The organism is Aeromicrobium sp. PFPM2_SD2 (assembly GCF_057364525.1).
On record NZ_JBNFNZ010000019.1, the window covers coordinates 1 to 15,152 of the forward strand.

12 protein-coding genes and 2 pseudogenes are annotated in these 15,152 nt (G+C 71.6%); 10 read left to right on the plus strand and 4 right to left on the minus strand.

Translation table 11 applies throughout. The features are described 5' to 3' along the window. Nucleotides 1-177: 177 nt before the first annotated feature. From dxs to AC2W7G_RS02485, 5 genes and pseudogenes are all read left to right on the plus strand, one after another. Nucleotides 178-1,494, plus strand: a pseudogene (gene dxs / locus AC2W7G_RS02465) (1-deoxy-D-xylulose-5-phosphate synthase); the annotation flags it as partial. 197 nt (nucleotides 1,495-1,691) lie between these two features. Beyond that, nucleotides 1,692-2,057 carry a transketolase C-terminal domain-containing protein gene (locus tag AC2W7G_RS02470; RefSeq protein WP_485867042.1) on the plus strand — a complete coding sequence of 122 codons (366 nt, stop codon included), beginning with the start codon at nucleotides 1,692-1,694 and terminating at the stop codon, nucleotides 2,055-2,057. Nucleotides 2,058-2,067: 10 nt separating this feature from the next. Further along, nucleotides 2,068-2,961 (plus strand): proteasome assembly chaperone family protein, encoded by an 894-nt coding sequence (locus AC2W7G_RS02475; protein ID WP_485867043.1) that lies wholly within the window; start codon nucleotides 2,068-2,070, stop codon nucleotides 2,959-2,961. After that, nucleotides 2,958-3,563 carry an acyl-CoA thioesterase gene (locus tag AC2W7G_RS02480; protein ID WP_485867044.1) on the plus strand — a complete coding sequence of 202 codons (606 nt, stop codon included), beginning with the start codon at nucleotides 2,958-2,960 and terminating at the stop codon, nucleotides 3,561-3,563. Before AC2W7G_RS02475 ends, AC2W7G_RS02480 begins: the two co-directional genes overlap by 4 nt. Continuing rightward, nucleotides 3,470-3,835 (plus strand): hypothetical protein, encoded by a 366-nt coding sequence (locus AC2W7G_RS02485; protein ID WP_485867045.1) that lies wholly within the window; start codon nucleotides 3,470-3,472, stop codon nucleotides 3,833-3,835. Before AC2W7G_RS02480 ends, AC2W7G_RS02485 begins: the two co-directional genes overlap by 94 nt. Nucleotides 3,836-3,872: 37 nt before the next feature. Here the strand turns inward: AC2W7G_RS02485 and AC2W7G_RS02490 are convergent, their stop codons facing one another. Both AC2W7G_RS02490 and AC2W7G_RS02495 read right to left on the minus strand, forming a co-directional pair. Continuing rightward, entirely contained in the window at nucleotides 3,873-4,751 is an 879-nt protein-coding gene (locus AC2W7G_RS02490) for a MaoC/PaaZ C-terminal domain-containing protein (protein ID WP_485867046.1), read from the minus strand. Between the two features lie 2 nt (nucleotides 4,752-4,753). Next, on the minus strand, nucleotides 4,754-6,100 hold the full coding sequence (locus AC2W7G_RS02495) for a 3-oxoacyl-ACP reductase (protein WP_485867047.1): 1,347 nt from the start codon (nucleotides 6,098-6,100) through the stop codon (nucleotides 4,754-4,756). Nucleotides 6,101-6,239: 139 nt separating this feature from the next. Here AC2W7G_RS02495 and AC2W7G_RS02500 point away from each other — a divergent pair, with 139 nt between their 5' ends. The 3 genes and pseudogenes from AC2W7G_RS02500 to AC2W7G_RS02510 all read left to right on the plus strand — a co-directional run bounded on the left by AC2W7G_RS02500 (nucleotide 6,240) and on the right by AC2W7G_RS02510 (nucleotide 10,864). After that, a complete protein-coding gene (locus tag AC2W7G_RS02500; RefSeq protein ID WP_485867048.1) occupies nucleotides 6,240-7,562 on the plus strand; it encodes an acetyl-CoA C-acetyltransferase in 1,323 nt (440 codons plus the stop codon). A gap of 61 nt (nucleotides 7,563-7,623) precedes the next feature. After that, nucleotides 7,624-9,706 (plus strand): annotated as a pseudogene (gene uvrB / locus AC2W7G_RS02505) (excinuclease ABC subunit UvrB). A 183-nt stretch (nucleotides 9,707-9,889) separates the two neighbouring features. Continuing rightward, entirely contained in the window at nucleotides 9,890-10,864 is a 975-nt protein-coding gene (locus tag AC2W7G_RS02510; protein ID WP_485867049.1) for a TerC family protein, read from the plus strand. A gap of 52 nt (nucleotides 10,865-10,916) precedes the next feature. Here the strand turns inward: AC2W7G_RS02510 and AC2W7G_RS02515 are convergent, their stop codons facing one another. After that, a complete protein-coding gene (locus tag AC2W7G_RS02515; protein WP_485867050.1) occupies nucleotides 10,917-12,338 on the minus strand; it encodes an APC family permease in 1,422 nt (473 codons plus the stop codon). An 89-nt stretch (nucleotides 12,339-12,427) separates the two neighbouring features. On the opposite strand from AC2W7G_RS02515, the gene AC2W7G_RS02520 reads away from it, so the two are divergent. After that, a complete protein-coding gene (locus AC2W7G_RS02520; RefSeq protein ID WP_485867051.1) occupies nucleotides 12,428-13,735 on the plus strand; it encodes a cytochrome P450 in 1,308 nt (435 codons plus the stop codon). Continuing rightward, entirely contained in the window at nucleotides 13,735-14,715 is a 981-nt protein-coding gene (locus tag AC2W7G_RS02525; protein WP_485867052.1) for a hypothetical protein, read from the plus strand. Before AC2W7G_RS02520 ends, AC2W7G_RS02525 begins: the two co-directional genes overlap by 1 nt. A gap of 68 nt (nucleotides 14,716-14,783) precedes the next feature. Here AC2W7G_RS02525 and AC2W7G_RS02530 read toward each other — a convergent pair. Further along, the coding region (locus tag AC2W7G_RS02530) for a class I SAM-dependent methyltransferase (protein WP_485867053.1) at nucleotides 14,784-15,152 on the minus strand (369 nt) is incomplete at its 5' end.

Sequence of the window (15,152 nt, forward strand, 5' to 3'; positions counted from 1 at the left end):
CCGGCACGCGGGCTGGGCGCTGCTCGTGGAGGGCACCGTCGAGCACGTCCACGTCGGCGCGGGGGAGCCGCTGGTGCACCTGCGCGGGCGCTACCGCACGTGAGGCGCCCGGGCGGTCCGACCGGCCGTCAGTAGACTGGACCAATGTCGTCGGGCACCGTGGGAGAAGGAGATCGGATGAGCGTCCTGGACCGCGTGACCGGCCCGGCCGACCTCGCCGCACTGACCGACGCCGAGCTGACCGAGCTGGCCGCCGAGGTGCGCGAGCGCCTGCTGGTGGCGGTCGCCAAGAGCGGCGGGCACCTGGGCCCCAACCTGGGCGTCGTCGAGCTGACCATCGCCATGCACCGGGTCTTCGACTCCCCGCGCGACCGCATCGTCTGGGACACCGGCCACCAGTCCTACGTCCACAAGATGCTCACCGGCCGCGCCGCCGCGTTCGACCGGCTGCGCCAGCAGGACGGCCTGTCGGGCTACCCGTCGCAGGCCGAGTCCGAGCACGACTGGGTCGAGAACTCCCACGCGTCCACCAGCCTCAGCTACGCCGACGGCATGGCCCGCGCCAACCAGCTGCGCGGCTGCGACGACCACGTCGTGGCGGTCATCGGCGACGGCGCGCTCACCGGCGGCATGGCCTGGGAGGCGCTCAACAACATCGCCGCCGACCAGACCCGCCGGCTCGTGGTCGTCGTCAACGACAACGGCCGCTCCTACACCCCGACCGTCGGCGGCCTGGCCAACAAGCTGGCCCAGATCCGCACGAACCCGCGCTACGAGCCGACGCTGCGCGTCATCAAGGAGCGGCTCAACCGCGGCACCGTGGGCAGCGCCGCCTACGAGGCGCTGCACGCCATGAAGAAGGGCGTCAAGGACGCCTTCGCGCCGCAGGGCCTGTTCGAGGACCTCGGCATCAAGTACCTCGGCCCGGTCGACGGCCACGACCGCGTCGCCGTCGAGCAGGCGCTGACGCTGGCCCGCAACTTCGGCGGCCCGGTGCTCGTCCACGTCATCACGACCAAGGGCCAGGGCTACGACATCGCCGTGGCCAACGAGAACGACCAGATGCACCAGTCGGGTCCGTTCGACCGGCTCACCGGCGACGCCACCACCGTGGCCCCGGTCGGCTGGACGTCGGTCTTCCGCGACGAGGTCGTCCGCATCGCCGACGAGCGCGACGACGTCGTCGGCATCACCGCCGCGATGCTCTACCCGGTGGGGCTGGACGCGTTCGCCGACAAGTTCCCCGACCGGGTCTTCGACGTCGGCATCGCCGAGCAGCACGCCGTCACCAGCGCGGCGGGCATGGCCATGGCCGGCCTGCACCCCGTCGTGGCGGTGTACGCGACGTTCCTCAACCGCGCCTTCGACCAGGTGCTGCTCGACGTCGCCCTGCACCGCTGCGGCGTCACCTTCGTCCTCGACCGCGCCGGCGTCACCGGCGACGACGGGGCCAGCCACAACGGCATGTGGGACATGTCGCTGTTCCAGCTCGTCCCCGGCCTGCAGATGGCCGCGCCCCGCGACGGCGCGCGCTGCGCGAGCTGCTGCGCGAGGCGGTGTCCGTCGAGGACGCCCCGACGATCGTCCGCTTCGCCAAGGGCGCCGTGCCCGACGACCTCCCGGCGATCGACCGGATCGGCCGCACCGACGTGCTCAGCCGCGACGACGACGCGCAGGTGCTGCTGGTCGCCGTGGGCTCGTTCGCGCACGCGGGCGAGAAGGCGGCGGCGCTGCTGCGCGAGCAGGGGGTGCGGGTCACCGTCGTCGACCCGCGCTGGGTCAAGCCGGTCGACGCGTCGCTCCTGGACCTGGCCGCCGACCACGAGCTCGTCGTCACGTTCGAGGACAACGGCCGCGTCGGCGGCGTCGGGGCCTCGGTCACCGCCGCCCTGCAGGACGCCGGCATCGCCACACCGGTCGCCGTGCACGCCGTCGCGCAGGAGTTCCTCGACCACGCCAAGCGCGACGTCGTCCTGGGCCGCCTGGGCCTGACGCCCGAGGCGGTCGCCGCCGACACGCTGCGCCGGCTCGAGGCGCGGAATACCTCCGGGTCCTGAGGCATTGACGATGAAGTGGTTCCGTGAGAAGCGACGCCCCGAGCGTCCCGCCAACGAGCGTCCCGTCCTCGTCCACGCCCTCGACGGCTTCCTGGGCGCCGGCTCCGCCGGCCGGCTGGCCGCGCAGGCTCTGACGTCCGGCCAGGGCGAGGTCCTGCACAGCTTCGACGTCGACGAGTTCTACGACTACCGCGCGCGGCGTCCGCTGATGGCCTTCAAGGCCGACCACTACGCCGACTACGACGAGCCGCGCCTGGACGTCGTCCGCGAGCACGACAGCAACGGCCACCCCTACCTGCTGCTCGCCGGTCCCGAGCCGGACTTCCGCTGGGAGGCGTTCGTCGCCGAGCTGGCCGAGGTCGTCGAGGACCAGGGCGTCTCGCTGACGCTGGGCCTGGGCGCCGTGCCGATGGGCGTCCCGCACACCCGTCCGCTCGTGCTGACCTCGCACGGCACCAAGCCGTCCCTGGTCGACCGGCGCAACCTGTGGCAGGGCACCGTGTCGGTGCCGTCGTCGGCCGCCTCGCTGCTGGAGCTCCGCTTCGGCGAGCGCGGCCTGGACGCCGCCGGCTACGTCGTGCACGTGCCGCACTACCTGGCCCAGATCGAGTACCCGACCGCGGCGATCGCGCTGCTGGACGCGCTCGAGGCCCGCACCGGCCTGGTCGTCGACCTCGACGACCTGCGCCGTCAGCAGTCCGAGACCCTCGTCGAGATCCAGAAGCAGATCGACGAGCAGGACGGCGGCGCGCTGCTGCACGGCCTGGAGCAGCAGTACGACGCGTTCACCCGCGGCGCGGCCGACTCGCTCCTGGCGCACGACGAGGAGCTGCCCACCGGTGAGGAGCTCGCCGACCAGTTCGAGCAGTTCCTGGCCAAGATCCGCAAGGAGGACCAGGAGTGAGCTCCGGCGTCGACGACCTGCTGCGCCTGCTCGACCTCGAGCCGCTCGAGGTCGGCCTGTTCCGCGGCTTCCCGCCGGCGAACCCCGCTCGGCCCGACCGGGTGTACGGCGGGCACGTCGCCGCCCAGGCGATGGCCGCCGCGCAGCTGACGGTGCCCGAGGACAGCCTCGTGCACTCCTTCCACGCCTACTTCATCCTGGCCGGCGACGCGACGGTGCCGGTCGTCTACGACGTCGAGAACGTCCGCGACGGCCGCACGTTCCGCACGCGGCGGGTCGCCGCCCGCCAGCACAGCGAGATCATCTTCTACACGACCGCCTCGTTCCAGAAGGACGAGCCGGGCCTGGACCACCACGACGCCATGCCGCCGGTCACCGCGCCGGACGACGCCACGCCGCTGGCCGACATCGTGCGGATGCTCGACCCCGAGCGCGCCGAGCAGTGGACGCAGCAGTGGGGCGCGATCGACCTGCGCTACGTCGGCGACGACCGCCGGCCGACGACCCGATGCGCGAGCGCGAGCCGGGCGTCCAGCGGTTCTGGTTCCGCACCGCCTCGCCGCTGCCGTCCGACGACCCGCGGCTGCACGTCAACGCGCTGACCTACATGAGCGACCTCACGCTGCTCGGCGCCTCGCTCGTGCCGCACGGCAAGGTCATCGGCGACCCGAGCATCATGCCGGCGTCGCTGGACCACACGCTGTGGTTCCACCGCCGCTTCCGGGCCGACGAGTGGCTGCTGTACGACCAGCACTCGCCCTCGGCGTCCGGGGCCCGCGGCCTGTCGACCGCCCGCATCTTCGACCAGAAGGGCCGGCTGATCGCCACGGCGGCGCAGGAGGGGCTCATCCGCCCCATCCAGCGCCGCTCCTGAGGTCTGCCCCGCGCCCGGAGCTCGTCCCTCGGACGGCTCAGAGCGGTGTGACGCGACCGACCAGGTGCGTCACCGGCTTGCGCTCCCCGCGGACGCCGAAGTCGATCGTCCGGTCGTCGGACGTCCGCGACCCCAGGACGACGGTGGTGGGCAGCAGCACGGGCTTGCGGAACTCGACGTCGACCCGGAACGCGTCGGGCAGCCGGTTCTCGAGGGCGGCCAGGCAGCGGGCCTTGGTCCACATGCCGTGCGCGATGTTGCGCGGGAACCCGAACGCCTTGGCGGTCAGCGGGTACAGGTGGATGGGGTTCCGGTCGCCGGAGACCGCGGCGTAGCGACGTCCGAGGTCGCCGGGCAGGCGCCACCGCACGGCGCCGGGCGGCGGCTCGACGCCCTCCAGCGGAGCCGCCTCCTCGGGACCGCGACCGCTCCCGCGGGCGAACAGCGTGGTCGTCTCCTCCCACACGGTCTCGCCGCGCGTGCGGGCGACCGAGACGACGTCGACGAGCCGACCCTTCGGGTGGGGCCGCAGGTCGGCCGCGTGCACGGCCACCGACAGCGGCTCGGTGACGCCGACCGGCCGGTGCTGGACGATCGTGTTGCGCAGGTGCACCAGGCCCATGGGCGGGAACGGGAAGCGCGTGTCGGTCATGAGCGCCATGTGCAGCGCGAACGCGTGCAGGTGCGGGTAGGTGACCGGCAGGGTGTCGCGCAGGCCGAACCCGCAGACCTCTCGGTACGCGCGCAGGTGCGCCGGGTCGGCCGAGACGTTCTTGCGCTCCAGCACCAGGTCCGGCACCGCGTCGGACGCGTGACGGACGCCCGGGAGCGCGCCGATGCCGGGCAGCGCGGGCAGCAGCGCCTTGCCGTACAGCGGCAGGACGGCGGGCGCCTTCTCGTACAGGCGGCGGGCCATGCTCAGGCGCCCAGCAGGCTCTGGCCGCACACGCGCACGACGTTGCCCGAGACGGCCGAGGAGCCGGGGTGGGCGATCCAGGCGACGGTCTCGGCCACGTCGATCGGCTGACCGCCCTGCGACATCGAGCTCAGCCGGCGTCCGGCCTCGCGGATGCCCAGCGGCATCGTCTTGACCATGTCGGTCTCGATGAAGCCCGGGGCGACGGCGTTGACGGTGACGCCCTGCGCGGCGAGCCGCGGCGCCAGGTCCTGGACCAGCCCGATGACGCCGGCCTTCGCCGCGCCGTAGTTGGTCTGCCCGGAGTTGCCGGCGATGCCGGCGATGGAGGACACCCCGAGCACCCGTCCGCCGGGACGGATCAGGCCCTGCGCGACGAGCTCCTCGGTGATGCGCAGCGGTGCGCCCACGCTGATGTCGACCACGAGGGAGAAGTTCTCCGGCTTCATGTTCCGCAGCCGCTTGTCGCGCGTGATGCCGGCGTTGTGCACGACGACGTCGACGCCGCCGTGGTGCTCGGCCAGGTGGGCCGCGATGCGCTGCGGGGCGTCGGGCACGGTGATGTCGAGGGTGAGCCAGCCGCCCTCAATCTCGTCGGCGAGGCGCTTGAGGTCGTCGGCCATGGCCGGGACGTCCAGGCCGACGACGGTGGCGCCGTCGCGGTGCAGCGTGCGGGCCATCGCGGCGCCGAGGCCGCGGGACGCGCCGGTGACCAGCGCGACCTTGCCCGCGAGCGGACGCTTGGGGTCGGCGACGTCGTCGGGCGAGGTGAGGGACGTGGTGCCGAGCCGGACGACCTGGCCGGAGACGAAGGCCGAGCGCGGCGAGAGCAGGAAGCCGAGGGTCGAGCCGAGCGCGTCCTCGGTGCCGTCGCCCACCAGGACGAGGTTGACCGTGCCGCCGTTGCCGATCTCCTTGCCCAGGGAGCGCGTGAAACCCTCCAGGCCCCGCTGGGCGATCGCGGCGCCGGTCGTGGCGGCGTGCTCGGGCAGCCGGCCCAGGACGACCACGTGCGCACTGCCCTCGAGGCTGCGCAGGACCGGGGTGAAGAAGCGCTGCAGCTCGACCAGGCCGTCGGGCGTCTCGATGCCGGTCGCGTCGAACACCAGCGCCTTGTAGCGCTCGCCCTCGACGAACGAGCCGGTGGCGGTGACGCCCAGGGCGGTCAGCACGCCGCCCACCCGGTCGCCCAGGACGCTGCCGGGCGCGGCGCCGGCCAGCACGGTGCCCTTCACCGTCGGGTCGCCGGGGCTCCAGCGATCGAGGTACGGCGGGTTCGGCAGGCCGAGGTTCTTGACCAGCAGCTTGCCGATCGGGGAGTGGGCCAGGGCCTGGTAACGGTCGCTCATTCGACGGGTTCCCTCATCTCGCATACCATCGGTATCTGGATCTGGTCGGCAACGATAGCCTCGTGCCACGGTGCCGTCCACACGCGAGTGTGCCGCCGCCGGCCGGACCGCACGACCCGAGCCTCGACCAGGAGATGAGATGGCCGCCCAGAACGCCCCGCAGTCCTCCACCGCGCCCGCGCTGGCGCCCTCGGTGCGCCGCGTCGCCGTCGTCGGCGGCAACCGCATCCCGTTCGCCCGTTCGAACACCGCCTACACCGAGGCGTCCAACCAGGACATGCTCACCGCGGCGATCGACGGCCTCGCCCGCCGCTACGGCCTGGAGGGCCAGCGCGTCGGCCAGGTGGTGGCCGGTGCGGTGCTCAAGCACTCGCGCGACTTCAACCTGGCCCGCGAGTCGGTGCTCGGCTCGGTGCTGTCGGCGCAGACGCCGGCGCACGACGTCCAGCAGGCCTGCGACACCGGCATCCGCGCGATCATCGACGTCGCCGACAAGATCGCGCTGGGCAAGATCGAGTCCGGCATCGCCGGCGGCACCGACACGACGTCGGACGCGCCCCTGGCCGTGGGGGAGCGGCTGCGCAAGCACCTGCTGGCCGCCAACCGGGCCAAGGACCTCAAGGGCCGGCTCGCGGCCCTGGTGAAGATCCGCCCGCAGGACCTCGCGCCGTCCATCCCGCAGAACTCCGAGCCCCGCACCGGCCTGTCGATGGGGGAGAGCCAGGCGCTCACCACCGTCGAGTGGCAGATCGGCCGCGAGGAGCAGGACGAGCTCGCCGTGGCGTCGCACCACCACCTCGCCCGCTCCTACGAGGAGGGCTGGCAGGATGACCTGGTCACGCCGTTCCTGGGTCTGGAGCGCGACAACAACCTGCGCCCGGACTCCTCGGTCGAGAAGCTCGCGAAGCTCAAGCCGGTCTTCGGCAAGGGCGAGGCGGCGACAATGACGGCGGCCAACTCCACGCCGCTCACCGACGGCGCGTCCGTGGTGCTGCTGGCCAGCGACGAGGAGGCCGAGCGCCAGGGCTGGACCCCGCTGGCCTACCTGGTCGACTACGAGACGGCCGCGGTCGACTACGTCGGCGGCCAGGAGGGCCTGCTCATGGCGCCGGCCTACGCCGTCCCGCGGATGCTCGAGCGCCAGGGCCTGACCCTGCAGGACTTCGACTTCTACGAGATCCACGAGGCCTTCGCCTCCCAGGTGCTGACGACGCTCAAGGCGTGGGAGGACCCGATCTTCTGCAAGGAGCGCCTCGGCCTGGACGCGCCGCTGGGCTCGATCGACCGCACGAAGCTCAACGTGAAGGGCTCGTCGCTGGCCGCGGGTCACCCGTTCGCCGCGACCGGCGGACGCATCGTCGCCAACCTGGCCAAGCTGCTGCACGAGAAGGGCTCGGGCCGCGGCCTGATCTCCATCTGCGCGGCCGGCGGCCAGGGCGTCGTGGCCATCCTGGAGGCCTGAGGGCGGCGGTCGCGGGCCCGACGACGGGTGGCTGTCGGAGGGGGACCGTAGGCTCACAGGCATGAGGCCTCGTTCCCAGCTCAAGCGCCAGGTCGCTCCCTTCAAGGTCGTCTCCGACTTCCAGCCCGGCGGTGACCAGCCCGCGGCCATCGCCGCGCTGGAGGAGCGGATCAAGAGCGGCCAGCAGGACGTCGTCCTCATGGGTGCCACCGGCACCGGCAAGACCGCCACCGTCGCGTGGATGACCGAGCGGCTGCAGCGGCCCGTGCTCGTCCTGCAGCCGAACAAGACGCTGGCGGCGCAGTTCGCCAACGAGCTGCGCGAGCTGTTCCCCGACAACGCGGTCGAGTACTTCGTCTCGTACTACGACTACTACCAGCCCGAGGCGTACGTCCCGCAGACCGACACCTACATCGAGAAGGACTCCTCGATCAACGAGGAGGTCGAGCGGCTGCGCCACTCGGCCACCTGGTCGCTGCTGACCCGCCGCGACGTCATCGTCGTGGCGACCGTCTCGTGCATCTACGGCCTCGGCTCGGCCGAGGAGTACACGAACCGCATGCTCGGCTTCAAGGTCGGCGAGGAGTACCCGCGCGAGGAGCTGCTGCGCACGCTGGTCGAGGCGCAGTACGTCCGCAACGACGTCACCGCCACGCGCGGCACGTTCCGCGTGCGCGGCGACACGGTCGAGATCTTCCCGGTGTACCAGGAGATGGCCGTCCGCATCGAGTTCTTCGGCGACGAGATCGAGCGGCTCATGACGCTGCACCCGCTCACCGGCGAGGTGCTCAGCGACGACCAGGAGCTCTACGTCGGCGCCGCCACGCACTACGCCGTGGGCAGCGACATCATGGAGCGCGCGATGAAGGGCATCGAGCTGGAGCTGGCCGACCGGCTCGCCGAGCTCGAGCGCGACGGCAAGCTGCTGGAGGCCCAGCGGCTGCGCATGCGCACCACCTACGACCTGGAGATGATGCAGCAGATCGGCACCTGCTCGGGCATCGAGAACTACTCGCGGCACATGGACGGCCGGGCGCCCGGCTCGGCCCCCAACTGCCTGCTCGACTACTTCCCCGAGGACTTCGTCCTGGTCGTCGATGAGTCGCACGTGACGATCCCGCAGATCGGCGCCATGTACGAGGGCGACATGTCCCGCAAGCGCACCCTCGTCGAGCACGGCTTCCGCCTGCCCAGCGCGATGGACAACCGCCCGCTCAAGTGGGGCGAGTTCCTCGAGCGCATCGGCCAGACCGTCTACCTCTCGGCCACCCCGGGCAACTACGAGATGGAGAAGTCCGGCGGCGACGTCGTCGAGCAGATCATCCGCCCGACCGGCCTGGTCGACCCGGAGGTCGTGGTCAAGCCCACGAAGGGCCAGATCGACGACCTGATCAGCGAGATCCGGATGCGCGTGGAGAAGGACGAGCGGGTCCTGGTCACGACGCTGACCAAGAAGATGTCCGAGGACCTCACCGACTACCTGCTCGAGGCCGGCCTGCGCACCCGCTACCTGCACAGCGAGGTCGACACGCTCCGCCGGGTCGAGCTGCTGCGCGAGCTGCGCATGGGCGAGTACGACGTCCTGGTCGGCATCAACCTGCTGCGCGAGGGCCTCGACCTGCCCGAGGTGAGCCTGGTGGCGATCCTGGACGCCGACAAGGAGGGCTTCCTGCGCTCGAACCGGTCGCTCATCCAGACGATCGGCCGCGCGGCGCGCAACGTGTCGGGCCAGGTCATCATGTACGCCGACACGATCACCCCGTCGATGGCCGACGCGATCGAGGAGACCAACCGTCGCCGCGAGAAGCAGCAGGCGTACAACCGCGAGCACGGCGTCGACCCGCAGCCGCTGCGCAAGAAGATCGGCGACATCACCGACATGCTCGCCCGCGAGGACGCCGACACCTCGGCGCTGCTCGCCGCCACCGGCGACAAGCGGCGCAAGGGCGCTCCGGTGCCGCTCGGCCAGCACACGAAGTCGCTGGCGACCGGCGGCCGGCGAGCTGGCCCAGCTCATCGAGTCGCTCAGTGACCAGATGCACGCCGCCGCCGCCGACCTGCAGTTCGAGGTGGCTGCTCGGCTGCGCGACGAGATCCACGAGCTCAAGAAGGAGCTCCGCGGCATGATCGACGCCGGGGTGTGACGCAGCCGGGCGCGTCCCGTCGCGTGCGACGTGGGCGCGCCTGACAGAATGTCCTGCGGAGGGGAGTATTCCTTCGCCGCAGTGTCGTCATCACGGGAGCCGTCCAGTGCTCCCCGGTGCTGCGGGTCGCCGTGCGCGGTGGCGGAAGAGACCTCCGGACGCCTGTAGACGACCGGAGGATCAGTGGACGTTTCCACTCTGGAATGGACGATCACCATCGCGGTGACCGTCGCTGTGCTGTTGTTCGACGTCGTGGTGATCGCGCGCAACCCGCACGAGCCGACGCTCAAGGAGTGCGCCACGGCGCTGTCGGTGTACGTGGGGCTGGCGATCGCCTTCGGCATCTGGACGTGGACCTACCACGGGCACGACTACGGCGTGCAGTTCTTCGCCGGCTGGTTGACCGAGTACAGCCTGTCGGTCGACAACCTGTTCATCTTCATCATCATCATGGCCAGCTTCTCGGTGCCGCGGAAGTACCAGCAGGAAGCGCTGATGGTGGGCATCATCCTGGCCCTGATCTTCCGCGGCATCTTCATCGCGCTCGGCGCCGCCGCCATCAACAACTTCTCGTGGGTGTTCTACATCTTCGGCGCGTTCCTGGTGTTCACCGCCTACAAGCTGATCGGCAACCACGACGACGAGACCGACGGCGACAACGCGATCGTCAGGCTCGCCCGCAAGCGGCTGCCGATGACCGACCGCTGGGAGGGCCTCAAGCTCAGCGTCCGCGAGAACGGCAAGCGCCTGTACACGCCGATGCTGCTGGTGATCATCTCCCTGGGCACGACCGACCTGCTGTTCGCGCTCGACTCGATCCCGGCCATCTACGGCCTCACCCAGGAGCCGTACCTGGTCTTCACGGCCAACGTGTTCGCCCTCATGGGTCTGCGCCAGCTGTACTTCCTGCTCGGCGACCTGGTGAACCGCCTGGTCTACCTGTCGTACGGCCTGGCGTTCATCCTCGCGTTCATCGGCGTGAAGCTCGTCCTGCACGCGCTGCACGAGAACGAGCTGCCGTTCATCAACGGCGGCGAGCACGTGAAGGTGCCGGAGATCCCGACGCTGCTGAGCCTCGGCGTCATCATCGTGACCCTCGTGGTCACGGCGGTGCTGAGCCTCATGAAGACGCGCAAGCAGGACCGCGCGCAGTCCTGACCCGCACGCCCGTCGCCCGGTCCCACGCAGGGACCGGGGCCGACGGGCGTCCTCAGCCGATCTCGTGCGGCGGGATGTCCTCGGGGTCGCGCAGCTCCATGCGCTCGCCCTGGCGCTTGCGGTGCAGGTACACCGGCACCGACAGGACGAGGCCCACGAGCAGCAGGAGGCCGGCGACCTCGTACTGCTGCCCGTCGCGGCCCGACAGCGGCGTCACCAGGTACAGGCAGCTGACCGCGCCGAGCAGCGCGACCGGCGTCCGCGTCCGGAAGTGGTCGCGGTCCACGCGGTCGCGGCGCAGCACGAGCACGGCGACGTTGACCACGGCGAACACGGCCAGCAGGAGCAACGACGTGGTGCCGCCCAGCACCGCGACGGCGTCCTCGCTGGCGTACGAGACGTAGGCGATGAGCGCGAACGACAGCGCCGTGGTGAACAGGATCGCCGCGTACGGGGTGCGGCGGCGGCTGACCCGGGCCAGGCCGCGCGGCAGCACGTCCTGGCGCGCCATGCCGTAGAGCAGCCGGCTCGCCATCATCATGTTGATGAGCGCGGAGTTGGCGACGGCGAACATCGAGATGAACGGCAGCACGTCGTCGACCGGGAAGTCCGGCGCTCCGCGCTCGACGACCAGCACGAGCGGGGTGTCGGTGTCGGCCAGCTCGCCGACCGGCACGATCGCGACCGCACAGATGGCCACGAGCACGTAGATGAGGCCGGCCAGGCCCAGGCCGGTGAGCATCATCCGCGGGAAGATGCGGTGCGGCTCCTTGCACTCCTCGGCCATGTTGACCGAGTCCTCGAAGCCGACCATCGCGAAGAAGGCCAGCGACGTCGCGGTCGTCACGGCCAGGAAGACGTTCTTGTCCTCGGGGGTGTCGAAGGCCACCACGCGGCCCCAGTCGGCGTCGCCGCCGGCGATCACCCACAGGCCGACGACGATGACCAGCGCGAGGCCGGACAGCTCGACCAGGGTGAGCACGACGTTCGCCTTCACGCTCTCGCTGACGCCGCGCAGGTTGACCGCCGCGACCAGCGCCATGAACCCGAGCGCGACGAGCGAGATGCCGCCGTCACCGGCCTCCCAGCCGACGCCGGTGGCCAGGTTGGAGGCGAACGCGCGGGCCGCGGTGGAGGCCGACGTGATGCCGGACGACATGACCGCGAAGGCGATCATGAACGTCACCAGGTGGATGCCGAACGCCTTGTGCACGTACAGCGCGGCCCCGGCGGCCTGCGGGTACTTGGTCACCAGCTCCAGGTAGGAGAACGCCGTGAGCAGGGCAACCGCGAAGGCGACCAGGAACGGCAGCCAGGCGGCGCCGCCGACCTCGGCGGCCACCTGGCCGGTGAGGGCGTAGACGCCGGTGCCGAGGATGTCGCCGACGATGAACAGGAGCAGGAGGCCCGGCCCCATCACCCGCCGCAGCTCGTCCTGGCGGCCGTCCGGCCGCGCCTCGTCGTGGACCGTCATGGGGACCGCCTCCGCTCGTCGGCCTGAAAGGTGCGTCCAGAGTCGTGCGCTTCCCCCTGTGGCGCAACAGCGCGTAGTAGTTTCAGCCCGTGAGCACCGAGACGTCCTGGATCAAGCGGCTCGCCGCACGGCTGGTCGTGCGGCGGATCCAGCGCAAGGGGATCGACCTCTCGCGCATCACGGTGATCCCCGAGCAGACCCGCATCCCGCTCGAGCGCGACGGCACCGACCCCAAGCCGCAGATCGCCCAGTGGCGCGACGAGGGCCCGCTGAAGGTGCTGGAGATGCCCTTCGACTTCACGCTGTACCTGGTCACCGGCCACGAGCAGGCCCGCGCGGTGCTCACCGACACCACGAGCTACAGCAACGACATCCGCCACCTGCTGCTCGGCGACGGCCCGGCCACCAAGGACGACATCGGTGGCCTGGGGTTCACCGACCCGCCGCTGCACACGCGGTTGCGCAAGCTGGTCACCCCCGAGTTCACGATGCGCCGCCTGGCCCGCCTGGAGCCGATGATCGAGCGCATCGTCGACGACGCCCTGGACGCGCTGGAGGGCGCCGGTCCCGGCGCCGACCTGGCGTCGCAGGTGGCCTTCCCCGTGCCGTTCCAGACGGTCTGCGACCTGCTCGGCCTGGACTACGAGGACCGCGACGTCTTCATGAAGCTGGCCACGACCCGGTTCGACGCGACCGGCGGCGCCGCCGCGGCGTTCGGAGCCGTCTCGGCCCAGCGCGAGTTCCTGTTCGAGGCCGTGGCCAAGCAGCGCCTCGAGCCCGGCCCGGGCCTGATCGGCCAGATCATCGAGCGCGAGGGCGACGCCATCTCCGACGCCGACCTGGCCGGACTGGCCGACGGCATCTTCACGGGCGGCTTCGAGACCACCGCGGGCATGATCAGCCTCGGCACGCTGGTGCTGCTGCGCGACCCGGCGTACGCCGAGCTCGTGCGCGACGGCAGCCGCGAGGACGTCGACCGCGTCGTCGAGGAGCTGCTGCGCTACCTGTCCGTCGTCCAGGTCGCCTTCCCGCGCTTCGCCAAGCAGGACATGGACCTGTTCGGGCAGCGGATCAAGGCCGGCGACGTCGTCATCGCCTCGCTGAGCGGCGCCAACCGCGACCCGGCGTCGGCCGGCCCCGAGCCGGACGCGTTCGACCCGTTCCGCGTCCCGACCACCGGCCACCTGGCGTTCGGCCACGGCCTGCACCGGTGCATCGGGGCCGAGCTGGCCCGCATGGAGCTGCGCATCCTGTTCCCGAAGCTGCTGCGCCGCTTCCCCGAGCTGGGCCTCGCCGTGCCGGAGTCCGAGCTCGGCTTCCGCCAGATGTCGTTCGTGTACGGCGTGGACGCGCTGCCGGTGAACCTCGGCGTCCCGGCGCGCACGCCCGTCGGCTGATGGCGACGGCGGCCGACGTCCGGGCGGTCGAGCGGTGGTTCGAGGAGCAGGGACTGCCGTACTTCGTCGGCGGTCATGCCGACCGCGTCGAGGCCTGGCTGTCGAGCCGGCGCATCGTCGCCTCGCTCCTGCTCGTGCTCGCCGTGTCGGCGGCGGCCGGCTGGACGCTCGGCCACTACGCCGGCACGCAGTGGGGCACGACCGGCGGCGTCCTGCTCTTCCTCGTGCTCGTCGGCGGCTACGCCGGCGGGCTGCTGCGCATGACCACGATGGTGCGCTGGGCGGTGCGGCGGACGTTCGGCTCGCTCGGGCTCATGGTGCCGCTGCTGACCCGTGCGTTGCCACTGCTGCTGCTCGCCGTGACGTTCCTGTTCGTCAACGCCGAGGTCTGGCAGGTCGCCGCGCTGATGCCGCGCGGGCGGCTGTGGCTCGCCGTCGTCGGGTTCGCCGTGGTCGCGGTGCTGTTCCTGCTGGTGCGGCTCCCCGAGGAGGTCCGGCAGGTCGAGCACGAGGCGTCGGGGGAGCAGGTCGTCGGACGCTGCGCCGGCACCCCGGCCGAGGCGCTCGCGTCGTCCGCGACTCCGTCGGTGCCGCTGCCGCGGTTCGCGCGGGTCAACCTGGTCATGGTGCTGCTGTTCAACCAGGCGGTGCAGGTGCTGCTGCTGGCCCTGCTGCTGCTCGCGTTCTTCGTCGCGTTCGGGCTGCTGGCCATCCCGGACGGCACCGTCGAGGCCTGGACCGGTGCGGCCGTCACCGACCTGCCGTCGCTCGGCTCGCGGGTTCCGGTGAGCAACGAGCTGTTCCAGGTGGCGGTCTTCCTGGCCGCGTTCGCCGGGCTGTACTTCACGGTCTACGCGGTGACGGACGCGACGTACCGCGAGCAGTTCTTCTCGTCCGTCTCCGACGAGCTCGAGCGCGCCGTCGCCGTCCACGCCGCCTACGCCGCCGCCCGAAAGGAAATCGCCACCGTCGAGCGGTGAGCCATCCACCACGCCCCCGTCGGGGCGGTGAGCCGTCCACCACCGGACGGGTCACGGTGGTGGACCACTCACCGCCCGGGGCGGGAGGCGACCACCACGGTGGCGTCGCGCTCGTCGTCGCGCACGACCTCGGCTCGAGCCGGCCGCGGCGAGCAGGCGGCGGTGCCCTCCGCCTGCGCGACGCTCGTCTCGACGAGCACGAAACCGGTGGGGGAGAGCCAGGCCGGACCCTCCGCGGCGACCCGCCGGTGCACCTCCAGGCCGTCGGTGCCGCCGTCCAGGGCGACCAACGGCTCGTGCTCGCGGGCCTCGGGCGGCATGAGGGCGACCGCTTCGGTGGGCACGTAGGGCGCGTTGACGGCCAGCACGTCCACCTGGCCGTGCACCGACGCGGGCAGCGCCGCCAGCAGGTCGCCCCGGTGGGCCTGCCCGCCGAG